Annotated in this window: 24 protein-coding genes and 1 pseudogene; 8 read left to right on the plus strand and 17 right to left on the minus strand. The window is 70.0% G+C overall.

Annotated features, from left to right (window positions below):
- Together LX14_RS03735 and LX14_RS03740 are read right to left on the minus strand one after the other, a co-directional pair.
- A complete protein-coding gene (locus tag LX14_RS03735; RefSeq protein WP_253645928.1) occupies positions 1–945 on the minus strand; it encodes a lipase family alpha/beta hydrolase in 945 nt (314 codons plus the stop codon).
- The gene (locus tag LX14_RS03740; protein WP_253645929.1) at positions 915–1,922 is read right to left on the minus strand and encodes an esterase/lipase family protein; all 1,008 of its coding nucleotides are present in this window, start codon (positions 1,920–1,922) and stop codon (positions 915–917) included. Before LX14_RS03740 ends, LX14_RS03735 begins: the two co-directional genes overlap by 31 nt.
- Before the next feature lie 101 nt (positions 1,923–2,023).
- Here LX14_RS03740 and LX14_RS03745 point away from each other — a divergent pair, with 101 nt between their 5' ends.
- Complete coding sequence (locus LX14_RS03745) at positions 2,024–2,518, plus strand: RNA polymerase sigma factor (protein WP_253647873.1); 495 nt, start codon at positions 2,024–2,026, stop codon at positions 2,516–2,518.
- Positions 2,515–3,768, plus strand: a complete 1,254-nt coding sequence (locus LX14_RS03750; RefSeq protein ID WP_253645930.1) for a VOC family protein — start codon at positions 2,515–2,517, stop codon at positions 3,766–3,768. The genes LX14_RS03745 and LX14_RS03750 overlap by 4 nt, the downstream gene beginning before the upstream one ends.
- A 21-nt stretch (positions 3,769–3,789) precedes the next feature.
- Here the strand turns inward: LX14_RS03750 and LX14_RS03755 are convergent, their stop codons facing one another.
- The 5 genes from LX14_RS03755 to LX14_RS03775 form a co-directional block, all read right to left on the minus strand.
- Positions 3,790–4,677: an alpha/beta fold hydrolase gene (locus LX14_RS03755; RefSeq protein ID WP_253645931.1), complete on the minus strand. Its 888-nt coding sequence runs from the start codon at positions 4,675–4,677 to the stop codon at positions 3,790–3,792.
- 21 nt (positions 4,678–4,698) lie between these two features.
- Complete coding sequence (locus tag LX14_RS03760; protein ID WP_253645932.1) at positions 4,699–4,890, minus strand: ferredoxin; 192 nt, start codon at positions 4,888–4,890, stop codon at positions 4,699–4,701.
- 10 nt (positions 4,891–4,900) lie between these two features.
- A complete protein-coding gene (locus LX14_RS03765; RefSeq protein ID WP_253645933.1) occupies positions 4,901–6,307 on the minus strand; it encodes an aldehyde dehydrogenase family protein in 1,407 nt (468 codons plus the stop codon).
- Positions 6,308–6,446: 139 nt separating this feature from the next.
- Positions 6,447–7,700, minus strand: coding sequence for a cytochrome P450 (locus LX14_RS03770; RefSeq protein WP_253645934.1), 1,254 nt, complete (start codon positions 7,698–7,700; stop codon positions 6,447–6,449).
- Between the two features lie 36 nt (positions 7,701–7,736).
- Positions 7,737–8,144 carry an SCP2 sterol-binding domain-containing protein gene (locus LX14_RS03775; RefSeq protein WP_253647874.1) on the minus strand — a complete coding sequence of 136 codons (408 nt, stop codon included), beginning with the start codon at positions 8,142–8,144 and terminating at the stop codon, positions 7,737–7,739.
- Positions 8,145–8,302: 158 nt separating this feature from the next.
- Between LX14_RS03775 and LX14_RS03780 the strand changes: the two genes are divergently transcribed.
- Positions 8,303–8,857 carry a TetR/AcrR family transcriptional regulator gene (locus LX14_RS03780; protein WP_253645935.1) on the plus strand — a complete coding sequence of 185 codons (555 nt, stop codon included), beginning with the start codon at positions 8,303–8,305 and terminating at the stop codon, positions 8,855–8,857.
- Between the two features lie 4 nt (positions 8,858–8,861).
- Here LX14_RS03780 and LX14_RS03785 read toward each other — a convergent pair whose 3' ends face one another.
- From LX14_RS03785 to LX14_RS03805, 5 genes are all read right to left on the minus strand, one after another.
- Positions 8,862–10,151, minus strand: coding sequence for a M18 family aminopeptidase (locus tag LX14_RS03785; RefSeq protein WP_253645936.1), 1,290 nt, complete (start codon positions 10,149–10,151; stop codon positions 8,862–8,864).
- A gap of 32 nt (positions 10,152–10,183) precedes the next feature.
- Positions 10,184–10,864 carry a phosphoribosylformylglycinamidine synthase subunit PurQ gene (gene purQ / locus LX14_RS03790; protein ID WP_253645937.1) on the minus strand — a complete coding sequence of 227 codons (681 nt, stop codon included), beginning with the start codon at positions 10,862–10,864 and terminating at the stop codon, positions 10,184–10,186.
- Complete coding sequence (purS, locus tag LX14_RS03795) at positions 10,861–11,100, minus strand: phosphoribosylformylglycinamidine synthase subunit PurS (RefSeq protein ID WP_253645938.1); 240 nt, start codon at positions 11,098–11,100, stop codon at positions 10,861–10,863. Before purS ends, purQ begins: the two co-directional genes overlap by 4 nt.
- A 114-nt stretch (positions 11,101–11,214) precedes the next feature.
- A complete protein-coding gene (locus LX14_RS03800) occupies positions 11,215–11,922 on the minus strand; it encodes a DUF2334 domain-containing protein (RefSeq protein ID WP_253645939.1) in 708 nt (235 codons plus the stop codon).
- 80 nt (positions 11,923–12,002) lie between these two features.
- Positions 12,003–12,491 carry a glutathione peroxidase gene (locus tag LX14_RS03805; RefSeq protein ID WP_253645940.1) on the minus strand — a complete coding sequence of 163 codons (489 nt, stop codon included), beginning with the start codon at positions 12,489–12,491 and terminating at the stop codon, positions 12,003–12,005.
- A 173-nt stretch (positions 12,492–12,664) separates the two neighbouring features.
- Between LX14_RS03805 and LX14_RS03810 the strand changes: the two genes are divergently transcribed.
- The 3 genes and pseudogenes from LX14_RS03810 (at position 12,665) to LX14_RS03820 (ending at position 15,788) form a co-directional block, all read left to right on the plus strand.
- Complete coding sequence (locus LX14_RS03810; protein WP_253645941.1) at positions 12,665–13,171, plus strand: MarR family winged helix-turn-helix transcriptional regulator; 507 nt, start codon at positions 12,665–12,667, stop codon at positions 13,169–13,171.
- Positions 13,168–14,639: pseudogene (locus LX14_RS03815) on the plus strand (DHA2 family efflux MFS transporter permease subunit). The gene LX14_RS03810 and the pseudogene LX14_RS03815 overlap by 4 nt, the downstream one beginning before the upstream one ends.
- A 399-nt stretch (positions 14,640–15,038) precedes the next feature.
- Positions 15,039–15,788, plus strand: a complete 750-nt coding sequence (locus LX14_RS03820; RefSeq protein ID WP_253645942.1) for a putative endonuclease domain-containing protein — start codon at positions 15,039–15,041, stop codon at positions 15,786–15,788.
- Between the two features lie 110 nt (positions 15,789–15,898).
- On the opposite strand, the gene LX14_RS03825 is transcribed toward LX14_RS03820, so the two are convergent.
- On the minus strand, positions 15,899–18,004 hold the full coding sequence (locus LX14_RS03825) for a S9 family peptidase (RefSeq protein ID WP_253645943.1): 2,106 nt from the start codon (positions 18,002–18,004) through the stop codon (positions 15,899–15,901).
- On the minus strand, positions 18,001–18,894 hold the full coding sequence (locus LX14_RS03830; RefSeq protein WP_253645944.1) for a phosphoribosylaminoimidazolesuccinocarboxamide synthase: 894 nt from the start codon (positions 18,892–18,894) through the stop codon (positions 18,001–18,003). The genes LX14_RS03825 and LX14_RS03830 overlap by 4 nt, the downstream gene beginning before the upstream one ends.
- Positions 18,895–18,952: 58 nt before the next feature.
- Here LX14_RS03830 and LX14_RS03835 point away from each other — a divergent pair, with 58 nt between their 5' ends.
- Both LX14_RS03835 and LX14_RS03840 read left to right on the plus strand, forming a co-directional pair.
- Entirely contained in the window at positions 18,953–19,252 is a 300-nt protein-coding gene (locus LX14_RS03835) for an Rdx family protein (RefSeq protein ID WP_253645945.1), read from the plus strand.
- A gap of 69 nt (positions 19,253–19,321) precedes the next feature.
- Complete coding sequence (locus LX14_RS03840) at positions 19,322–19,843, plus strand: mycothiol transferase (RefSeq protein WP_253645946.1); 522 nt, start codon at positions 19,322–19,324, stop codon at positions 19,841–19,843.
- A 1-nt stretch (position 19,844) separates the two neighbouring features.
- Here LX14_RS03840 and purB read toward each other — a convergent pair whose 3' ends face one another.
- The 3 genes from purB to LX14_RS03855 all read right to left on the minus strand — a co-directional run bounded on the left by purB (position 19,845) and on the right by LX14_RS03855 (position 23,220).
- Positions 19,845–21,275, minus strand: coding sequence for an adenylosuccinate lyase (purB, locus tag LX14_RS03845; RefSeq protein WP_372505245.1), 1,431 nt, complete (start codon positions 21,273–21,275; stop codon positions 19,845–19,847).
- Positions 21,276–21,338: 63 nt separating this feature from the next.
- On the minus strand, positions 21,339–21,935 hold the full coding sequence (locus tag LX14_RS03850; RefSeq protein WP_253645948.1) for a TetR/AcrR family transcriptional regulator: 597 nt from the start codon (positions 21,933–21,935) through the stop codon (positions 21,339–21,341).
- Between the two features lie 94 nt (positions 21,936–22,029).
- Positions 22,030–23,220 carry an aminotransferase class I/II-fold pyridoxal phosphate-dependent enzyme gene (locus tag LX14_RS03855; protein WP_253645949.1) on the minus strand — a complete coding sequence of 397 codons (1,191 nt, stop codon included), beginning with the start codon at positions 23,218–23,220 and terminating at the stop codon, positions 22,030–22,032.
- Between the last annotated feature and the right edge of the window lie 32 nt (positions 23,221–23,252).

Consider the following 23,252-nt stretch of genomic DNA (forward strand, 5'->3'; position numbering starts at 1 on the left):
TCAGCCAGGGATCCCCGGAGCCACTGGGACGCACGGCACCGGGACGGGATGCGCGGGGTCGAGTGCGTTCCGCACGATCGCGACGGTCCGGGGGGACGAGACCAGCGACAGGTGGTCGGATCGGTCGGCGGCGCAGGAGTCCTGCACGACGACGTTCCGCGTCCGCGGGCCGGGGACGAGACCGTCCGTCCAGGGCACGACGATGCCGTCGTCCCGCGTGAGCACGTTGGTGTAGTCGATCCCCGGCGAGTACGGGCTGCCCCCGGCGTTGATCGCCCGCATGAACGACGAGCCGTAATCCTCCTCGTTGCATTCGGGGTAGGGCCAGGCACTCGCGGGGAGCCCGACCGCGCGGATCGCCGCGACGGCGTCGTCGCACCCGGACGAGTCCTGGCCCTTCCAGTACGGCGCGAGCGAGACGTACTTCCCCACCACCGACGCCCCGCCGCGGTAGCGCACCCAGTACTGCGGCATGAGCGTGCCCTCGGAGTGACCGACGATGTCGACCTTCGCGGCGCCGGTCGCCGCCCGCACACGGTCGACGAAGGACCCGAGCTGCTTCGAGCTGTCGACCATGCTGATCAGTCCGCCGAGCTGCGACACCGGATAGGTCGCGCCGGGCAGGGTCCCGTAGGTGAGTGCGAAGACGCAGTAGCCCGCGTTGGCCAGTGCGGGTGCGAGCGTCGCCCAGTTCGTCTGCCGGTTGCCGCCGGTGCCGTGGACGAGGACGACCGGATCGGGGTGTGCCGACGACGGACGGCAGCCGAAGTCGTTCGTCCCGGGCAGCGAGCCGCCCGGGTGCGCCAGCTCCGCGCGGGCACCGGCGAAGAAGTCGTAGGTGACCGGCAGCGGCGGGCGCGCCGACGCGGGAGCGACGACGGCGACGGCCGCCACGAGGGCGCAGGCGAGGACGATCAGCCGAAGAACGGCGGGACGAACATGCACGGCACATCCTCCTTCGTCGTGGGGTCGAGCGCGTTGAGCACATGGCGTGCCGCGCGCGGTGATCCACAGATACCCAGATGGTCACAGAAGTCCTGGCCGCAGTTGCGCTGGACGACGATGTTGGTGACGTCCTGGTCGGCGCTCGTCGGCGGCAGCTGACCGCTCGTGTAGGGGCGGACGAACTCGTCGAACCTCGTCGAGATGTTCGTGTAGGCGATGCCGGCGACATACGGCCCGCCGTCGGCGTTCATCGCCGCGATGAACGCCGACCCCCGCGTCATCTGCGACACCGCGCGGCACGGGAGGACCCGCAAGGGATCGATGCCGAGCCGGACGTCGACGGTGTGCGCCACCCCGGCGCCGAACGCGGTGGTCCCCTCCCACAGCGGCGCGAGGGAGACGTATCTGCCGATCCGATCCGCGCCGCCGAGGAACTTCGCGTAGTGGTTGGGCACGAGCGTCCCCTGCGAGTGGCCGACGATGTCGACCTTCTCCGCTCCCGTCGCCGCCAGCACCCGCTCGACGAAGTCGCCGAGTTCTGCGGCGCTGTCCTCCATGCGCGCCATCCCGCCCATCGCCGACAGCGGCCACGGCGTGCGTCTGATGGCGCCGTACGTGAGCGTGAACACCGAGTACCCGTGCGCGGTCAGCAGCGGGACGTAGGTCCCCCAGTTGGTCTGTCCGCCGCCGCCGGTCCCGTGCACCAGGACCACCGGATGGGGATGCGCGGGGTCGACGGGGTCGTCCCAGCGGTTCGCGCCGGGCAGCGACCCCCGCGGGTTGGCGATCTCCGGACCGATCCCGGAGAAGAAGTTGTAGGCGACCTCGGCGTGGTCGGTACGCGGGGCCGGGTTGTCGACCTCCTGGTCGGGGGCGAGTTCCCCGACGTGCGGACCGCCCCGGCCGAGCAACCCGCCCAGGCGCATCGGGATCGTCAACGCGTCCGCGAACACCCTGCCGAACGGTCCGGTCGCCACGGGCGTCAGAGTACTTCCGCGAATTCCTGTGATTCGACCGACGGAAACCCGCGCGCCGCGACGACGATGTGGACGTGAGCGATGGACCCGGTCCCGAGGCGGTGCTGGCGGTGTACGACGAAGCCCTTCCCGCCGTCTACGGCTATGTGGTGCGTCGCTGCGGTGACCGCGCTGTCGCCGAGGACGTCACGTCGGAGACGTTCCTCGCCGCGATGGACAGCATGCGACGCCCGGACCCGCCGACACCCACGACGGCGTGGCTCATCGGGGTCGCCCGTCACAAACTGGCCGACCACTGGCGCCGCCAGGCACGGACGCCCGAACCCGTCGGCGACACCCCCGACGCCGGCCACGACGACTGGGACGTCGAACTCGACAGGATGGTCGCCGAGTACACGCTCGCGCGCTGCACGCCGCTGCACCGGGCGGTCCTGACGCTGCGCTACGTCGACGACTGCACGGTCGGGCAGTGCGCGGAGGCACTGGGGCGCAGCGTCGCTGCGACCGAATCGCTCCTCACCCGCGCCAAGCACGAGTTCCGCACGCGCTACCCCCACGAGAAACACCCGAGCGCCGCGAGAGGAGGTCGGCGATGACCACCCACGACCCGCTGGCCGTCCTGCGCGCCGAGAACCACCCCGTCGCACCCGACCCCGCGTTCACCGAGCACCTGCGTGAGCGGTTGCGTCGCGGCGTCACCCTTCCTGAAGGAGTCGACATGACGATCACCGTGGACACACCCGTCGCGACCGCGCCGGCCGTGGAGCGCCCGGGGGCGTTGCCCTACCTCGCCGTCGACGACGCGGCCGCCGCGATCGACTGGTACGTCGAGCATCTGGGCGCCCGCCTGCGCGGTACGCCCATCGAGATGGAGGACGGCCGCATAGGCCACGCCGAGCTGGAGATGGGCGGGGGTGCGGTGTACCTGGCCGAGGCGTTCGACGAGATCGGCCTCGCCGCCCCGGCTCCGGGCGCAGTGTCGGTGAGCCTGATGCTCGCCGTCGACGACGCCGACGCGGCCGTCACGCAGGCCGCCACCGGTGGCGCGACCGTGCAGCGCGAACCGTACGACGCCCACGGATCCCGCACCGGTGTCGTCATCGACCCGTTCGGACACCGCTGGATGCTGTCCGGGCCGGCACCGACCGGGATCGCCGCCGACGACCGGGCCCACCCCGGCGACGTCGTCTACCTGTCGCTGTGGTGCCCCGACGCCGCACGCGCCGAGGCGTTCTACTCCTCGGTCCTGGGCTGGGAGATCGACGACGGTCAGGTGACGAACCTGTCGCACCGTCTCGGCATCTCCGAGGCGCCGGACCGCCGGACGATCTTCGCCGTGTACGCCGTCGACGACCTCGACGCGGCACGATCGGCCACTCTCGCCGCCGGCGGGTCCGTGCCCGACAACACCGCCGCGCGGCACGATGCCGTCGATCTGGTCGATCCGCAAGGAGTCGAGTTCGCGGTGACCGTCCCGGACCCGTCGGTCGGCCGCGGCGAGATGCACCCGTCGGGACACGGCGAGCTGACCTACCTGACCGTCCTCACCCCAGACAGTGCGGCGTACCGCGACTTCTACGGGCAGGTCCTCGGCTGGGAGTTCTCGGCCGGTCGGATCGACGACGGGTGGGAGGTCGTCGACAGCAGACCGCAGATCGGGATCGGTGGCGGGGCACAGACATCGGAGGCTGTCGCGATGTGGACTGTCGATGACATCGAGGCCGCGGTGCGGCGGGTCGTCGAGGCCGGTGGTCGCGTCGTCGATCCGGTCGCCCGGCAGCCCTACGCGACCACGGCCGAGTGCGTCGACGACCAGGGCATCCGCTTCTGGCTCGCGCAGTACTGAGATCCCTCTCGCCGAGGTCGGTCAGGCGGTGAGGACGCGGATCGCGTCGGCGAACTGCCCCGGGAGTTCCTGGGGCGGGTTGTGACCGCAGGCCATCTCGCGGACGGCGACGAGATCGTCGAAGTGGGCGGCGTGGTCGGGCGAACCGTAGAGCGCGGCGACCGTGTCCTCGGTCGGGTCGACGACGACGGCGGGGACGGAGATCACCGGCGTCGCGGCCAGTGCCCGCTCGGCGTCGTCGTATGCCGGGTGCCCCGCGGCGAGGCCGTAGCGGTGGCGGTAGGAGTGCGTGGCCACGTCGACGAAGTCCGGGTTGTCCAGCGCGGCCGCGCTCGCGGCGAACTCGGAGTCGCCGAAACGCCAGGTGGGTGACCACTCCGTCCACAGGATCTGCGCGAATTCCTCACGGTGGGCGGCCAACCCGACCCGGCCGCGCTCCGAGTGCAGATACCACTGGTACCAGTAGCGCTTCTCCAGGTGCGGGGCGGCGGGCGTCCGTGCCGCGGCGGCGATGTCCTGGACGAGGTAGCCCGAGACGCTCACCAGACCGGACACCATCTCGGGCCAGAGCGCGGCGACGACGCACGCGGCACGGCCACCCCAGTCGTACCCGGCCACGACAGGCCGTCGCAGGCCCATGGCCTCGATCAGCGCCCGCAGATCGTGTCCGAGTGCCGCCTGCTGTCCCGACCGCGGCGTGTCCACATCGGCGAATCGTGTGGCGCCGTATCCCCGGAGGTACGGGACGACGACGTCGTGGCCGGTGTCCGCGAGCAACCGGGCGACGTCGTCGTATCCCCGTGGGCTGTAGGGGAAGCCGTGCAGCAACACCACGGTGGGGCCGGTCGGGTCGCCGTGGCGTTCCACCGCGACGTCGAGGACACCGGCACGGACGGTCGAGGTCTCCATACCCCGATCATGCCGAACCGCTCAGGCGTCGTGCAGCTCGATGGCCTGCGTCGGGCAGTCGACGATCGCGCGGCGGACGCTGTCGACCTTGCCGTCCACCGCACTGTCGTCGACCTGCACGTCGCCGGAATCGGCGAGCTCGAAGACGGCGGGCGCGGCCATCTCGCAGTTGCCGGACGCACAGCACACGTCCCGGTCGACGGTCACCCGCATGACGGACCTCTCACAACATGCGACGCAGCAGCTTCACCGCGCGGTCACTGTAGGGCGGATAGATCAGCGACAGATCGGGTTTCGCCGGCTTGGCCAGCACCGCCTTGCGGTGACTGAGCGCCTCGAAACCCCACCTGCCGTGGTAGGCGCCCATGCCGCTGGCCCCGACACCCCCGAACGGGAGGCTGGGTACGAGGCAGTGCATCGCGATGTGGTTCACCACCGCGCCACCGGACGGGATCGAGTCGATCATGCGCTGCGCCAACGCCTTCGACGACGTGAAGACATAGCTGGCCAGCGGCTTGGGTCGCGCGTTGACGAACGCGATCGCCGCCTCGGGGGAGTCGACGGTGAGGACAGGCAGGATCGGGCCGAAGATCTCGTTCTCCATCACGGCGTCGCCCGGGCCCGGGTCGAGGACGATGGTCGGTTCGATCCGCTCGTTCGCCCGGTCGACGCCGCCGCCGAGGACGACCCGCCCGCTGGTCGCCTCGATGTAGGAGGCGAGACGCTCGAACTGCCGTGCGTTGACGATGGGCACGGTCGGCTCGGTCTTGTCGGCGCGGAACTCGGCGATCGTCGCGCGGATCTTCTCGACGAGGCTGTCGACCACCGACGGGTCGGCGAGGACGTAGTCGGGGGCGATGCAGGTCTGGCCCGAGTTGAGCAGCTTCGTCCACGCGATGCGGCGCGCAGCGACGTCCACGTCGGCGTCGGCGGCGACGTAGACGGGGCTCTTGCCGCCGAGCTCCAGGGTGACCGGGGTGAGGGTCGGGGCCGCGGCGGCCATGATCTTCTTGCCGACCTCGGTGCCACCGGTGAACACGGCGTGGTCGAAACCCAGGGCCAGCAGGTCCTGTGTGGTCTGGGCGGCTCCCTCGACGACGCGGAACGCCTTCGTGTCGAGGTACTGCGGCACGATCCGCGCCAGGAGCGCCGACGACGCCGGGGCCATCTCCGACGGCTTCAGCACGGCACAGTTGCCGGCCGCGATCGCCGCGACGAGCGGACCGAGCGTGAGGTACACCGGGTAGTTCCACGGCCCGATCACGAGCACCACACCGAGCGGTTCGTACTGCACCCACCCGCGCGCGGGCAGCTGCGCCAGCGGCATCGACTGACGCTGCCGCTTCATCCACTTCTTGAGGTTCTTGCGCGCGAAGGTCGCCTCGCCCTTCGTCGACGCGACGTCACCGAGCCAGGCGTCGAAACCGGCGCGTCCGAGGTCGGCGTCGAGGGCCGCGACGATCTCGTCCTCGCGTTCGTCGAGCATGCGCTCGAGCGCCGACAGCTGCCCGAGACGCCAGTCGAGGGTGCGGGTGACGCCGGTGGCGTGATGTCGACGGAGATCGGCGAGCAGGGAGGGATCGACGCGGTCGCCGTCGATCGCGGTCACGTCGGTGGTGGGTGCAGCCATGGTGTTCCTTCTTCTCTCGACGGCCCCGTCGGGGGTCAGACATGCGGGGCCGGGACGACGCCACCGGTCGGGTACATCCTCGCCCATCGACGCTCGCCGGTCGGTCGGATTCGCAGCGTGGACTGCCCGGACCCTCATGTCAGCGGAGCGTGTAGGGCATCGACCGCACCGCATGGACGAAGTTCCCGACGAGCGGCTCGGGCTCGCCGAGCACCAGGCCCGGTGCGCGGGTGATGAGCCGGCCGAACAGCTCGCGCAACTGCGTCTTCGCGAGGAACGCGCCCATGCAGTAGTGCGGCCCGCCGCCCCCGAACCCCAGGTGCGGGTTGGGGGACCGCGTGAGGTCGAAGCGGTCGGGGTCGTCGAAGACGTCGGCGTCGCGGTTGCCCGACGGGTAGAGCAGCAGGACCCACTCCCCCGCCCGGATCGGCTGGCCCGCGATCTCCGTGTCGACCAGGGCGGTGCGACGGAACGTCATGACCGGCGTCGCCCAGCGCACGAACTCCTCGATCGCGGTCGGCATGACCCCGTCGAGGTCGTCGACGAGGAGCTGACGCTGCTCGGGGTGGTCCTGCAGCGCCCTCGCGATGAGGCTGATGGTGTTGCGGGTGGTGTCGTTGCCGGCGACCGACAACAGCACGAAGAAGGCTGCGATCTCGTCGTCGGTGAGCTGCTCGCCCTCGACCTCCGCCTGCACCAGCGCGGTCATCAGGTCGTCCTGCGGGTGCGCGCGTCGCGCGTCGACGAGGTCGAGGGCCAGACCGAGCAGGGTGACGAGCGACTCGGCGAGGATCTCACCGGGCTCGCGCCCCGCGGCCACGTCGGGGTCGTTCCAGGACACCAACCCGTCGGCGTGGTGGGCACCGGTCTCCCGCAGTTCGGGCGGCAGCCCCATCATCTCGTAGATCGTCCACATCGGGAGGCGCTTGCTCACCGCGGAGACGAAGTCGCCCTCGGGGTGGGCGAGCAGGTCGTCGACGATCGATTCCGCCTGACGACGGATCTGGTCGGCGATCGCGGCGACTCGACGGGGGGTGAAGGCGGCACTGACCAGCCGACGCAGCGTCGTGTGGCGCTTGCCGTCCATCGCCAGGAACGACATCGACGCCTCGAGCATGTCCTCGGGGACCTCCTCGATCATCACGCCCTGACCCGACGTGAACAGCTCGGGATGCTTGCTCACCCAGGCGATGTCGGCATGGCGGGCCACCGCCCACACGCCGGGCTGCTCGGGCGTCATCAGCCCGCCTTCGACCGGTGGGTGCCAGCTCACCGGCGCCTGCGCGCGCAGCCGCGCGAAGGTGGCCTCGCGCTCGGCGGCGGACCCCGCCCAGAACGAGATCGGCGAGATGGAGTCGGGGTGGAACGTGCGGTCGACCGACGGTGCGCTCATGGGTGTCCTCCTCGGACGGCGGGGATCGGGTGCGGCTCAGGCGACGACGAGATCGTCGCGTCCGTCGGCGCGCAGACGCTCGACGTAGACGGGGAACAACTTCCTCGACAGCGGCGCCAGTCTGAGCATCGTGGCGATCTCACCGGACACGGTGATGCGCTTGCGCGCCATGGCCATCGGCAGGTTCACCCTGCCCTGCCAGTAGGCGTTGCTCACCGCCGACGACATCGCCATCGTGGCCGTCGCCGGCGGCGCCCCGGGACCGTCGGGGTGCACAATCCCCGATCGGGTGTCGATGACGAGACGGGCATCCGGTTCGGTGCACTCGACGGCGAGGACGATGCCGACGGCGGCCAGCTTCGGGCCGAGCTCGGGGTCGGCGAACGCGGTCTCGAAGATGCCCCCGATGTAGCGGCGGACCTCCTCGGCCGTCGAGAACCCCACCGCGTCGGTCGTCGTCATCGCCCACCTCCGTGTCCGCATCAGGCCCGCCAGCCGTGGCCTGCGTCACAGTAACATAAGTCGTGTTATGGCACCCGTGCCTTCGTGGTCCCCACATGTGTCCTGCGAAATACGCCCCACGACCCCTCTAGGCTGGCTCCATGCCCGCCACGACATCCCGACACGCCTACCTGGAGACAGGGCTCGGGATCCTGGCCGATCGGGGCTACGGCGGCCTCAAACTGGCCGAGGTGTGCCGGCGGCTCGGGGTGACGTCGGGGTCCTTCTATCACTTCTTCCCGAACTGGGGCGCCTACACCTCCGAGCTCATCGAGCACTGGCGGTCGGAGAGCAACACCGCGCTCATCGAGCACGTCCGGTCCGAGCCGAACCCCCGGCGGCGCATCGACATCCTGCGCGGGATCGCGATGTCGCTGCCGTATCACGCGGAGGCCGCGATCCGGACGTGGAGCAGCCTCGACCCCGAGGTGCGCGCGGTCCAGCAGGCGGTCGACGCGTCGCGCTACGAGGTCCTCGTCGAGTCCGCCGAGGCCATCATGGGCGACCGCCGTCGGGCGGAGTACTTCGCGAAGTGGTCGATGTACCTGCTCGTGGGATACGAGCAGATCACCCTCGACGACGACCCCGACGCTCTGCAGTGGCTGTTCGCCCGCGCCGAGGAGGCACTGGACACCCACGCCGACACGGATCGGTGACCGGTCAGCTGGGGGCGAGGAACGCCTGCAGCGCAGCGGAATAGGACGCCACGTCGGCGGCGCCCATCACCTCGCGGGCGCTGTGCATCGCGAGCTGTGGCGCGCCGACGTCGACCGTCGTCAGCCCGGTGCGCGTCGCGGTGATCGGACCGATGGTGGAACCGCACGGCAGATCGGCCCGGTGCACATACCGCTGCAGCGGCACACCGGCGTCGGCGCATGCGATCGCGAAGACGGCCTCACCGCCGGCGTCGCTGGCGTACCGCAGGTTCTGGTTGACCTTGAGCACCGGCCCACCGTTCACCGCGATGGTGTGCGACGGCTCGTGCCGGTCCGGGTAGTTCGGGTGGGTGGCGTGGGCCATGTCGCCGGAGGCGCAGACACTCCCGGCCATCGCGGCCAGGAACCCGTCGCGATCGCCCCCGCGCGCCAACACGATCCGTTCGAGCACGGTGATCAGGAAGTCCGACGCCGCACCACGATCCGAGCCGCTGCCGACCTCCTCGTGGTCGAAGAGCGCCAGCACCCTCGTGCCGGCGGCCCCCGCACGGTCACGGGCGTCGAGGAGAGCGCGCAGTCCCGCGTAGCAGGTGCCCTGGTTGTCGAGTCGTGGTGCGCTGAGCAGGTCGCCCGTGGCACCCACCACCGCGCTGGGCGCGAGATCGTGCGTCATGATCTCCCAGCCGAGGACGTCCCCCGCCGCGACACCGGCATGGTCTGCGACGGTCTCGACGAAGCCCGGGCCGCCCGGCACACCCCACACCGCGTTCACATGTCGCTGCGGGTCGAGCGAGACGCCCTTGCGGTCCTCGGACAGGTGGATCGCAAGCTGCGGCACGCGCAGGATCGGTTCGTCGATGCGGAACAGCACCTCGCGGACCCCGTCGGATGCGCGGAGCGCGAGTCGACCGGACACGCCGAGATCGCGGTCGAGCCAGGAGTTCAGCCACGCACCGCCGTACGGCTCGAGACCCACCATGGCCAGTCCGGCCGAGGAGTACTCGGGATGCTGCTTCACCCGCAGGTTCGGGCTGTCGGTGTGACCGCCGACGATCCGGAACGTCGCGTCGTGGGCATCGCGTGCATCCCACGCGATGATCGATCCCCCACGGACGACGAAGAACGTTCCCGCGGAATCGGATCCGACGCGGTCACCCCAGGGATCGGTCTCCGACAGCTCCGTCCACCCGGCATCGCGCAGCGCGGCGGCGACGGTGGCACAGACGTGGAACGGAGACGGTGAGGCGTCGACGAAGGCGGCGAGCCCCGTCGCGTCGGCCGTGGTGGTGATCATGCTGCCGTGGCGGTCATGGTGCGCAGGCGATCTCAGGCGGTGGCGAGCACCGCGTCGAGCGCGGAGTAGAGGAGGCCGAGGCCGTCGTCGCTCGGGCCGGTGAGCGGCTCGGTGGCGTGCTCGGGGTGCGGCATCAGTCCGACGATCCGCTTGTCGGCACTCGCGATCCCGGCGATCGCGTTCAGCGACCCGTTCGGGTTGTCGCCGGCATACCGGAAGACCACACGGCCCTCGCCCTCGAGCTCGGCGAGCACCTCGCTCGACGCGACGTAGCGTCCCTCACCGGATTTCAGCGGGATGAGGATCTCGGCGCCGGCCTCGAAACGGCTGCTCCACGCAGTGTCGGTGGAGACCACCTCGAGCCACTGGTCGCGGCAGACGAAGTGCAGACCCAGGTTGCGGGTGAGCGCGCCCGGGAGCAGCCCGGCCTCGCACAGCACCTGAAAGCCGTTGCAGATCCCCAGGATCGGGGTCCCCCGGGTGGCGGCCTGGACCACGGCACCCATCATCGGCGCGAAGCGTGCGATCGCCCCGGCGCGGAGGTAGTCACCGTAGGAGAACCCACCCGGCACGACGACCGCGTCGACCCCGGCGAGGTCGGCGTCGGCGTGCCACAGCGCGACGGGCTCGGCCCCGGCCAGGCGCACCGCGCGTGCGGCGTCGACGTCGTCGAGGGTTCCCGGGAAGGTGATGACACCGATCCGCGCGGTCACGACGAGACCCGGCTGACGGTGAAGTCCTCGATCACGGTGTTGGCGAGGAGTTCCGAGGCGATGCGCTCCAGGGTGACGTCGTCGACGTCGCCGTCGAGTTCGAGCTCGAAGCGCTTGCCCTGTCGGACGTCGGCGACACCGGAGAACCCGAGTCGGCCGAGGGCGCCGACGATCGCCTGGCCCTGGGGGTCGAGGATCTCGGTCTTCGGCATCACGTCGACCACAACACGCGCCATGCGCACACTCCCTGTCTGTCGCCGTCGGGCACAGCGAGCAGGTGCGCGCCACGCACCGGCTCCGCCCGAGGATTCGCGCGTCACTCTACCGGCCGGGACCCCGGGGGAACGACCTCAGGCCGCCCCGCGCCCGACACCCGCGACGGTCAGGTCGCGATAGGTGGCCGGGGTGAGTCCGTGGTGTCGAGCGTGGTCCACGCAGTCGAGGAAGGTGGCCCGCGCGAGCGGGGTCTGCAGGTGCTTGGCCGCGATCGACAGCCGTACGTGCCCGCCCCGTCGCCCCGTGCGGTTCGTGGCGGCGACGACCATGCGACACCACCACGGATCGACCCGGAAGCCGTCGCCGAACCCCAGGACGCGTGACCTCGTGGACTGCCCGGTCGTCAGGTCGTCCCATCCGGTGAAGCCCAGGTTGACGCCGAATCCCGCCCGCGGCAGAGCCGAGAGCGCGCCGGGGGACGCGGTCCATCGGGGTGCCGCGAAGATGCGGGTGCGCAGGCCGCACGTCTCCAGCACGCGGTCGGCGGCGGCGAGCCGCAGGCCGGCCTCGTGGGCGTCGATGACGGCGAACTCGGCACGCCGACGTTTCGTCGGGGCCTGGTCGTAGCCGTGGAGGACGATCGCGTCGTCGCCGGCGCGGCGCTCGCGCAACCAGCTCACCGTGGCGGGGTCCTCGTGCAGGCGATATCCGTGCTTGAGGCGCGGTGACACCAGCAGCGACGTCGGGACGTCGCGAGCAGCGAGGTCCTCGACGAGGACGCGCACGTCGTCGAGGGTCTCGGTGCGGATCCCGGAGACGGACACATACAACCGACCAGCCATGGCACCGAGTGTGGTGTCCGCAGGTGAGGCGATGGTGGATGCGACGTGTACTCCGGTCGAACGCCGGGAGCCGATCGTCCTCAGTCGCCCAGGACGTCCTCGATCGCGGCGATCACCTCGGGGGCGTCGGGCTCGGTACGGGGCCGGAACCGCCGCACGACGGTGCCGTCGGCGTCGACGAGGAACTTCTCGAAGTTCCACTGCACGTCGCCGGCCTCGCCGTCGGCGTCCTGCGCCTTGGTCAGCTCCGTGTAGAGCGGGTGGCGGTTCTCCCCGTTGACGTCGGTCTTCTCCAGGAGCGGGAAGGTGACGCCGTAGGTCGTCGAGCAGAACGTCTCGATCTCCTCCGCGGTCCCCGGCTCCTGCCCCATGAACTGGTTGCACGGCACGCCGACGACGGTGAGTCCGCGGTCGCGGTAGTCCTCGGCGATCTTCTCGAGGCCGGTGTACTGCGGGGTCAGTCCGCACTTGCTCGCGACGTTGACGACGAGGACGGGTCCGCCGAACTGGCCCAGGGTCGCCTCCTCGCCGCGAAGAGTGGACAGCGGGATCTCGGTGAGTGCGCTCATGGCGACGAGGGTAGGCCACAGCAGCACGGATGCCGGGTCCCGGCGGGCACGGATGCCGGGTCGCCGCATCTCCCCCGGTCGCGGTGACCATCGTCTCTTCCGCCCCGGGTGGTGACCGAACCCACAGTCACTTGCATTGGCGTCGATAGTTGCGTGCGCGTTACCTTTTCTCGGTGCAGGGGGAGACCGTGGGTGAGGTGTCGACAGAGGCGACGTTCGACGTCCTCGTCGAGTTCATCAACCGCCTGCTGTGCACCGCCGAGGTCGACGCGATCGACGGGCTGATGTCCACCGACATCTCGTTCTCCCACTTCCGCACCCTCATGGTGCTGGCCGGTCGGGCTCGGGCGCTCTCCCTGAACGAGTTGAGCGAGGTGCTCGGACTGTCGCTGGCGGCCACGGGCCGCAACGTGGACAAGCTGGTGGGTCTCGGACTGGTCGACCGTCGCGAGGACCCCGCCGACCGGCGCGTCAAGCGGGTGTCCCTCACCGACGAGGGGCAGCACAAGGTCTCCGAACACCTCGACAGCAAGGAGGACGAGTTCCGGAATTTCCTGGACCGTCTGCCCGCTGCACTCCGCAACGACCTGCACTCCGCACTGAGCTCGATAGTCACCGGGGACTATCTCGCCGATCCCGATCCGGTGTTCACCCACCGACGTCAGAAAGCGAACCGATGACCACCTCCCAGGCACCGACGACCCCGGCCGCCGACGCGGCGCCGGGCCTCGACGCCCGCACCCTGAAAGTCGCCGCAGTCGTCGTGCTCGGCGCCATCATGTCCATCCTCGACACCACCGTCGTGGCCGTCGCGCAGAACACCTTCCAGGAGGTGTTCTCGACGTCCGCGGCGAACGCGGCGTGGACCGCGACCGGCTACACGCTCGCCCTGGCCGCCGTCATCCCGCTCTCGAGCTGGGCCACAGCCCGATTCGGCACCAAGAACGTCTACCTGCTGTCGCTGGTGCTCTTCGTCATCGGCTCCGTGCTGTGTGCCTTCGCGTGGAACATCGGTTCGCTGGTCGCCTTCCGCATGCTGCAGGGCGCGGGCGGCGGCATGCTGATGCCCGTCGGCATGATGATCCTGACCCGCGCGGCCGGCCCGGAGCGCGTCGGCTCGATCATGGCCGTCCTCGGCATCCCGATGCTGCTCGGCCCCATCGCCGGGCCCATCCTCGGCGGCGTGCTCATCGAGTTCGTCTCGTGGCACTGGATCTTCCTCATCAACGTGCCGATCGGCATCGCGGCGATCGCGTACTCGGCGTGGATCCTCGACGGTGACGAGGAGAAGTCCAAGCCCTCGTTCGACTTCGTCGGACTGCTGCTGCTCTCGCCCGGTCTCGCGGTCTTCCTCTTCGGTGTGTCGTCGTCGAACGAGGAGGGCACGTTCCTCGCGGCCAAGGTGCTGATCCCGATGGCCGTCGGCGCGATCCTGATCGTCTCCTTCGTGGTGCACGCCCTGCGCGGGAAGAAGCCCCTGCTCGACCTGCGGCTGTTCAAGAACCGCACCCTGAGCGTCACCATCGTCACGTTCACGTTCTTCCTGATCGCGTTCTTCGGTGCGTCGCTGCTGTTCCCGCAGTACTTCATCGGGGTCCGCGGCGAGTCCACGTTGATGGCCGGTCTGCTGGTGGCCCCGCAGGGCATCGGCGCGATGATCACCATGCCCATCGCCGGCCGCATGACCGACAAGATCGGTCCCGGCAAGTTCGTGCTCACCGGCATCGTGCTGATCGCGATCGGCCTGGGCGCCTCATGTTCCTCGGCGCGGACACGTCGTACTGGCTGCTCGGCGGTGCGCTGTTCGTCCAGGGTCTCGGCATGGGCATGTCGATGATGCCGATGATGTCGGCTGCGCTCGCGACGCTGAAGGCCGAGTCCGTCGCCGACGGCTCGACGCTGGTGAACGTCGTGCAGCAGACCGCTGCGTCGATCGGCACCGCGGTCATCTCGGTGATCCTCGCGACGAACCTGAAGTCGCTGGTGCCGCCGACCCCGTCGGGTGCGGCCGGTGCGTTCGGTGACACCTTCGTCGTGGCCGTCGTGCTCATCGCCATCTGCCTCGTGCCGGCGTTCTTCCTGCCACGCAAGAAGATCGCGGTCGCGACGCCCGACGGCGAGCCCGCCGCACCGATGATGGTGCACTGACACACCAGGTCTCACGAACGGCCCCCGGCACACACCGTGCCGGGGGCCGTTCGCTGTTTCGACCCCTGCGACCCCAAACCCCCGTAACCCTGCCCCGAAACCCCGCCCCGAAACCCACCCTCACCCGTCGAGTGGGCGTTTACAGACGTCGAGTGGGCGTTTACAAACGTCGAGTGGGCGGCTACAGACGTCGACTGGGCGGCTACGGACGTCGAGTGGGCGGTGGACGACCGGGTGGAACCACATCACGCCCGCCCGCGTCCCATGAACATGGTCCACCTACCGGAGGCGCACGCCGCCGCACCGAGTCATATCCGGCAGACGGACGCAGCCGCCCATCGGACGAGAAGAGAGTTCGACCGGCTGCACCGTGGCGTCTACGCGGATCCCGCAGTCACGTTGAGCGCGACCGACCGCATCCGCGCCGCTCATCTCAGCGCCGGCCCCGCCGCGGTCGTCGCGGGCCTCAGCGCCCACTTCCTCCACGGGACGCGCTATCCGGACATCAGCGGCGACGTCGAGGTCATCCGGGACCTGCGTGGTCAGGGACGGCGACGGACCGGGGTGACCATCATCCGCACCGACCGGCTCGGCGCAGACGACATCGTCGACATCTCGGGGATGCCTGTAACCAGCGTTGTCCGCACCGCGTACGACCTGGGGAGGCGCCGACCCGACTGGCTCGCGCTGGGCCACCTCGACGACCTCGCCCGGTGTTCGGGGCTCGACCTCTCCCAGCTCTGGGCGTACACGCGCGATCACGACCGTGCACGCGGCATCTGCCAACTTCGCGAGTTGGTCGGTCTGGTCGACCCACTCTCCGAATCACCGGGAGAGAGCTGGACCCGGCTGATCATGCATCGCCACCAACTCCCCCGACCCGAGAGCCAGATCGAGGTGTTCGACGACTCGGGCGCGCTGATCGCCCGGTTCGACCTCGGCTATCGGCGGTACAAGATCGGCATCGACTACGACGGGGTCGACTACCACTCGTCGGAAGAACAAAAGCTGCACGATCTTCGCCGCGACGGCGCAGTGAGGCAGCGAGGGTGGATCCCGCTGCGAACGAATGCGGCGGCGCTGTCGTCAGATGAGGTCGGCGAGATGGCCAGGATCGAACGCGCCCTTGAACTCCGAGGCCACCGATGAGCGCCGGCCGCCGCGTGGTGCCCACTCGACGTCGCCAACCGCCCACTCGACGTCTGTAAACGCCCAGTCGACGTTGTTAACCGCCCACTCGACGGGGTGAGAGGGTCGGGTCAGAGGGCCTTCGTCTGGCGGAGGACCCAGGCGTGCTCGAAGGCGACCTCTTCCCACTGCTGGTAGCGACCACTCACACCACCGTGGCCCGCACTCATCTCGGTCTTCAGCAGGATCGGCGCATCCGAGGTCGTGTGTGCCTGCAGCCGTGCCACCCATTTCGCGGCCTCGGTGTACATGACCCGGGTGTCGTTGAGCGACGTCAGCGCGAGGATCGCGGGATACGGCTTCGCCTCGACGTTCTCGTACGGGGAGTAGCTCTTCATGTAGGCGTAGACCTCGGGATCCTCGAGCGGGTTGCCCCACTCGTCCCACTCGATGACCGTCAGCGGCAGCGACGGGTCCAGGATGGAGGTCAGCGGGTCGACGAAGGGCACGACGGCCAGGATCCCGCTGAACAGCTCCGGGGCGATGTTCGCGACGGCACCGATGAGCAGTCCGCCCGCCGAGCCTCCCTCACCCACCAGTTGCGACGGCGTCGTCGCCCCCGTGTCGACGAGATGCTGTGCGGCGTCGACGAAGTCGAAGAAGGTGTTCTGCTTCGTCAGCGTCTTGCCGTCGTCGTACCAGTGCCGCCCCATCTCGCCGCCACCGCGGATGTGGGCGACGACGAACACGACGCCACGGTCCAGCAGCGACAGCCTCGCGATGGAGAACGACGGATCCATGCTGGCCTCGTACGAGCCGTATCCGTAGAGCAGCGTCGGCGCCGGCCGCTGCACGCCGCGGCGTGCGATCACCGACAGCGGTACCCGGGTCCCGTCGCGCGCGGTGACCCACTCGCGTCGTTGCTCGTAGTCGGCCGGGTCGTACCCACCGAGAACGGGCTGACGCCGCAACAGGATCCGTTCACCGGTCGTCAGATCGAGGTCGAGGACCTCCGACGGTTCGATGAAGCTGGTGTAGCCGATCCGCAGTCGGGGTGCGGCCCATTCCGGGTTCGACGCCAGGCCGGTGGAGGCGAGCTCCTGCTCGAACTCGACCTCGGCGAACGCGATCTCGTCGTCCGCACCGACACCGCGCAGATCAGCGACGGCGATACGCGGTGTCGCGCCCCGGCGGTAGCTCAGAACCAGGCGCTCGGCGAACGCGTCGACACCCTCGATCCGGCGTTCGGTGTCATGGGCGACGACCACCCGTGTCGACGTCGGGTCGTCGACGGGCGCGGAGACGATCTCGAAGTTCTCCGCGTTCTCGTTGTGCGTGATGAGGAACCGGTCCTCGCCGCCGATCACCGCGTGTTCCACGTCGTACTCGACGCCGTCGCGACGCGGCCACACGACCGTGAACTCCCCCGTGGGGTCCGACGAGTCGAGGACATACGCCTCGGAGGTGATCTTGGAACCGAGGACGATCATCAGGTAGCGGTCGCTGCGCGTCGTGCCCATCCCGACCCAGTAGCGCTCGTCCGGCTCGTGGAAGACTCGGACGTCGTCGGAGCCGGCACCGATGTCGTGCCGCCACACCGTGTCCGGACGCCAGGCGTCGTCGACGGTGAGATAGAAGACGTGGCGACCGTCCGCCGACCACGTCGCCCCCGGCGCCGTGTTCTCGACGGTGTCGGGCAGGAGTTCCCCGGTCGCGAGGTCCTTGATCCGCAGCGTGTACCGCTCGTCACCGACGGTGTCGACGGCGTAGGCAAGCAGACCGCCGTCGTCGCTGACGGAGAACGCGCCGAGGGAGAAGAACTCGGTCCCCTCCGCCTCGAGATTCGAGTCGAGCAGGACCATCTCGCCGTCGAGGGGATCGTCGCCGACGGTGGGCGGGTTCCAGTCGTCGTCGGCGCGGATCGGACACCGGCAGCTGACGCCGTACTGCTTGCCCTCGGCGGTCCGCGAGTAGTACCAGAAGCGACCACGCCGGACCGGGACCGACATGTCGGTCTCCTTGGTCCGGGACTTGATCTCCCCAACGATGGCCGCCCGCAGGTCGGCCAGCTCGGCGGTGTCGGCCTCGGTCAGCGCGTTCTGCGCCTCGAGGTACGCGATGACCTCCGGATCGTCCTTGACGCGGAGCCACTCGTACTCGTCGACGACGACGTCGCCGTGATGCTCCCGCGTGGTGGGCACCTTCTTGGCCGTCGGCACCTCCGGGCGGGCGGTCACAGCGACGCTCCCGGCCACTGCGCGAACGCCAGACCCGAGATCGTCTCGTACGCCTCGATGTAGCGGGCTCGAGTCCTCGCGACGACGTCGTCGGGAAGGGGCGGCGGTGGGGTTTGCCCCGTTCTGTCCCATCCCGATTCGGGTCCGGTCAGCCAGTTGCGGACGATCTGCTTGTCGAAGCTGGGCTGCACGGCGCCCGGGGTGTGGATGCTCGCGTCCCAGTACCGCGACGAGTCGGGTGTGAGCACCTCGTCGGCGAGGACCAGCGACCCGTCGGCGTCGACCCCGAACTCGAACTTGGTGTCGGCGAGGATGATCCCGCGGCTCGCGGCCAATTCTGCTCCCCGCATGTAGATCTCGAGTGTGGCGTCGCGCAGTGCGCGGGCGGTGGGCTCACCGACCCGGTCGACGACACCGGCGAAGTCGATGTTCTCGTCGTGGTCACCGACGGCGGCCTTGCTCGCGGGGGTGAAGATGGGCACCGGCAGGCGCGAGGCCTCCTGCAGTCCCTCCGGCAGCTCGATCCCACAGACGGCGCCGGTGGCGCGGTAGTCGAGCAGACCCGATCCCGTCAGATAACCGCGGGCCACACATTCGACGGGCAGCATCGGCAGCTTGCGCACCACCATCGAGCGGCCCAGTTCCGCGGCGGGGATGCGCGGGTCCTCGGGCCCACCGGCGAGGTGGTGGGGGACGCCGAGTGTCTCGAACCAGAAGAACGACATCGCCGTGAGGACCCGACCCTTGTCGGGGATGAGGCTGTCGAGCACGTGGTCATAGGCGGAGATGCGATCCGTCGACACCATCAGCAGCGTGTCGGCGTCGATCTCGTAGAGCTCACGGACCTTGCCCGACGCCACGTGGCGGTAGGACGCGAGGGTGGGACGCATGGCCCCAAGGCTAGTGGTGGGCCCCTCGCGGCACGCCGCGCGCCTATCCTCGTCACGCATGACGACGCCCGAGGTCTCCCGACCGACTGTGCGCATCCGCTACTGCACGTTGTGCAACTGGCTGTTGCGCGCGAACTGGATGTCGGCGGAGCTGCTGTCGACGTTCGGGACCGAGCTGGACTCGGTCACCCTCGTCCCCGGCACAGGCGGCGTCTTCGCCGTCGACGTCGACGGCACGCCGGTGTGGGACCGCGCCACCGACGGCGGCTTCCCCGACGCGGCCGAACTCAAGCGTCGCGTGCGCGACGTGGCATTCCCCGACCGCGACCTCGGACATGGCGACGTGCGCACCCCCTGATCTGCGGGGAATGCGCGACCACACCGTCGCGCGTTGCACCGAGAGCCCCTGCCGACCCGAGGAGTCACCGTGACCGACACCGACACCGCCCTGCACGACGTTCTCACCGACGCGTTCACCCGCGCCGACGACGCCGTCACCTCGCTCACCGACGGTTCGTCCGCGACGCGACTGACCCATCGGGTCGACGCCGACGCCAACACCATCGCCTGGTTGATCTGGCACTCCTCGCGCATCCTCGACGACCACGTCGCGGGACTGACGGGTGAGGAGCAGGCGTGGGCGCAGTGGCGCGACCGCTTCGCGCTCCCGTTCGACGACTGGGCCACGGGGTACGGACAGAGCAGCGAGGACGTCGCCGCGGTGCCCGGCGACGGCGATCTGCTGGCCGGGTACTTCCACGTCGCGCTGACCGGCGCGCTCGACTACATCCGCCGTCTCGACGCCGACGAGGTGGAGCGCATCGTCGACGAGAACTGGGATCCCCCGGTCACCGCCGGCGTCCGCCTGGTCAGCGTCCTCAACGACATCACGCTGCACATCGGGCAGGCGCAGTTCATCGCCGGCATCGCCGAGCGCGCCGGGGTCTGACCTAGAGGATCGGGGCAGGCGTGTAGCGGGCGGCGTCGGGGTACTGATCCGCGAGCCGGCCGACCGCCGCGACGACGTCGGCGACCTGCTGCTCGGCGGCGCCGATGAACGCGTGCTTGTCGGCGAGGGCCGCGTCGAGCGCGGCGCGGTCGAGCGGGAGACGGTCGTCGGCGGCGAGGCGGTCGAGGAGGTCGGGTTCGCGGCCCTCCTCCCGCATCGCCAGCGCGACGGCGACCGCGTTCTCCTTGATGGCCTCGTGCGCGGTCTCGCGTCCGACGCCGGCACGCACCGCGGCGATGAGCACCTTGGTGGTCGCGAGGAACGGCAGGTAGCGGTCGAGTTCGTTCGCGATCACCGCGGGATAGGCCCCGAACTCGGCGAGCACGGTCAGGAACGTCTCCATCAGCCCGTCGACGGCGAAGAACGCATCGGGCAGGGCGACGCGGCGCACCACCGAGCAGAAGACGTCGCCCTCGTTCCACTGGGCGCCCGCGAGTTCGGCCGTCATCGACGAGTACCCGCGCAACACGACAGCGAGACCGTTCACGCGCTCGCAACTGCGGGTGTTCATCTTGTGCGGCATGGCCGAGCTGCCCACCTGACCCGGCTGGAACCCCTCGGTGACGAGCTCGTGGCCTGCCATCAGGCGGATGGTGTGCGCCATCGACGACGGCCCGGCCGCCACCTGCACGAGCGCGGAGACGACGTCGTGGTCGAGTGATCGCGGGTACACCTGACCGACCGACGTCAGCGACCGCGAGAACCCGAGGTGCGCCGCCACTCTCGATTCGAGGGACGCGAGCCGCCCGGTGTCGCCGTCGAGCAGATCGAGCATGTCCTGCGAGGTCCCCATCGGGCCCTTGATGCCCCGCAGCGGGTATCGGTCGATCAGCTCCCGCAGGCGGGTCAGCGCGATCAGGACCTCGTCGGCGGCGGAGGCGAACCGCTTGCCCAGCGTGGTCGCCTGCGCGGCGACGTTGTGGCTGCGACCGGCCATCACCACCGACGCGTACTGCGCCGCTCGGTCGGCCAACCGCGCCGCGACCGCCACACCGTGGGCGTGGACATGCTCGAGTGATCGCAGGATCTGCAGCTGCTCGACGTTCTCGGTGAGGTCGCGGCTGGTCATGCCCTTGTGGATGTGCTCGTGACCGGCGAGGGCGTTGAACTCCTCGATCCGCGCCTTCACGTCGTGCCGCGTCACCCGTTCCCGATCGGCGATCGACGCGAGGTCGACGTCGTCGACGACGCGCTCGTAGTCCTCGATGACACCGTCGGGGACGTCGACACCGAGGTCGCGCTGCGCGGTGAGCACCGCGATCCACAGGCGACGTTCGAGGACGATCTTGTGCTCGGGGGACCACAGCGTGACGAGGTCGGCCGATGCGTATCGGCCGGCCAGGACATCGGTGATGCGCGGCTTGTCAGACACGCGGCTCATTCTGCCCCGCGCGGACACGACGACCCCAATCGCGCCGCAGCGAGGCGCGGGAGATCAGCGGTCGCTGGGCGCCAGCGTCTCGACCACGTGGCACAGCGCCTCGTAGGTCAGCGCGTGCACGTCGTCGACGCAGTCGGACAGCGCGCGCACCACCGCACCCTCCTCGACGGCCATCAGGTGGGCGACACCTCCGGGTGTCGGTGATCGATGCGACTTGCCGAGCACCTCGTGGTGCAGCTCGCCGATCAGCTTGCCGCGGTTGGCCAGCAGCGGCCGCAACCGCGGGAACCGCTGCGCCAGAACGACTGTCTCGCACCGGGTGACGAGCAGATCGCGATCCTCGTCGCTGCCGACGAACACGTCGGCGAGCGCCTCGGCGCTGGCCTCGCACCCGCGACGGCGGCGGGCAAGGTGGGTCGCGCGATCGCGGATGGCGTCCTCGTCGTGGTGACTGACATGGGTGACCGCCTCCACCACGAGGTCCTCGAGCGACTCGAAGTAGTAGGTCGTCGACGCCAGCGGGAGTTGCGCACGGTCGGCGACAGCGCGGTGCCGAACTGCGTCAAAACCGCCCTCCATCAGCAGATCTCCGGCGGCGGCGATGAGACGAGCACGACGCCGCAGACCCTTCGGAGTCGCTGCTGACGTCATGGGAGGACATGCTGCCAAATCCGGGGTTGCCGTCGGCGCGTTTTCGCTGGTCTGGTGCCGTCGGCGGCGTGTCCGGTGCGGGCGCGTCGCCGCGTCAGCCGCGGGACAGGACCGGACCGAGCAACTCGAGCCCGCGGTCGATGTCGGTGCGATCGCCCGCGAAGCTGAGACGGATGGTGCGCGTGCCACGCACGGTGTCGAAGTCGACTCCCGGGGCGACCGCGACACCGGTCGTGCGCAGGACGTCGGCGCTCCACCCGAGGCTGTCGTCGGTGAGGTGCCCGATGTCGGCGTAGAGGTAGAACGCCCCGTCGGGTGGGGCGATGTCGGTGACACCGAACGCCGTCAGCCCGGCCACGAGCGCATCGCGGTTGGCGGTGTAGCGGGCCACGTGGGCGTCACACTCCCGCAGCGACGCGTCGTCGAAGGCGGCGACCGCCGCGATCTGCGACAGCGTCGGCGGACAGATCGTGAGGTTCGCGGTCAACCGCTCGACCGCCCGGCGATAGCGACGCGGCACGAGCATCCACCCCAACCGCCAGCCCGTCATGCAGAAGTACTTGGAGACCGAGCCCATAACGACCGACTCCCGCGAGGTGGACCAGGCACACGACGTCGGCGGCGCACCCGGGTGCTCGATGCCGTGGTAGATCTCGTCGGAGATGAGCAGGGTGCCGTGGTCGTCGCACCACCGCGCGAGGGCGGCGAGGTCGTCGGGCGGGATGATCGTGCCCGTCGGGTTGGCGGGACTGGCGACGATGAGACCGGCGGGCGGGTCACCGAGGGCGTCGAGCATCTCGACGGTGGGACAGAAATCGTGCTCGGGCCCGCAGTCGAGTTCGACGACCTCGCAGCCGAGGGCCCGCAGGGCGTTGCGGTAGGCCGGATACCCGGGGCGCAGCAGGACGACCCGGTCGCCCGGGGAGAACGCGGCCAGGAAGATCAGCGTGAACGCCCCCGACGACCCGGTGGTGACCACGACGTCGTCGGGATCGACGTCGAGGTCGTAGCGACGACGGTGGTACCCCGCGATGGCGCCGCGGATCGCGGCGGTGCCGACCGACTCCGTGTAGCCGAGCAGGTCCGACGAGATCGCGTCGACGACCGCGGCCCGCACCGGCGCCGGAGCCGGTTTGGAGGGTTGTCCGGCGGCGAGCGACACCACCTCCAGGCCCTCGGCCCGGCGTGCGGCGCTCGCGGCGAGCACGTCCATGACGTGGAACATCGCCACGTCCGAGCGGGCGGACGGACCGGGGACCACGGGTCCCGGGCGCTGGGTGGTCATGGATCGCAGCGTAGGCGAGAGCCGGTACCCTC

It is taken from the genome of Williamsia deligens (assembly GCF_024171765.1).
Lineage (GTDB): Bacteria > Actinomycetota > Actinomycetes > Mycobacteriales > Mycobacteriaceae > Williamsia_A > Williamsia_A deligens.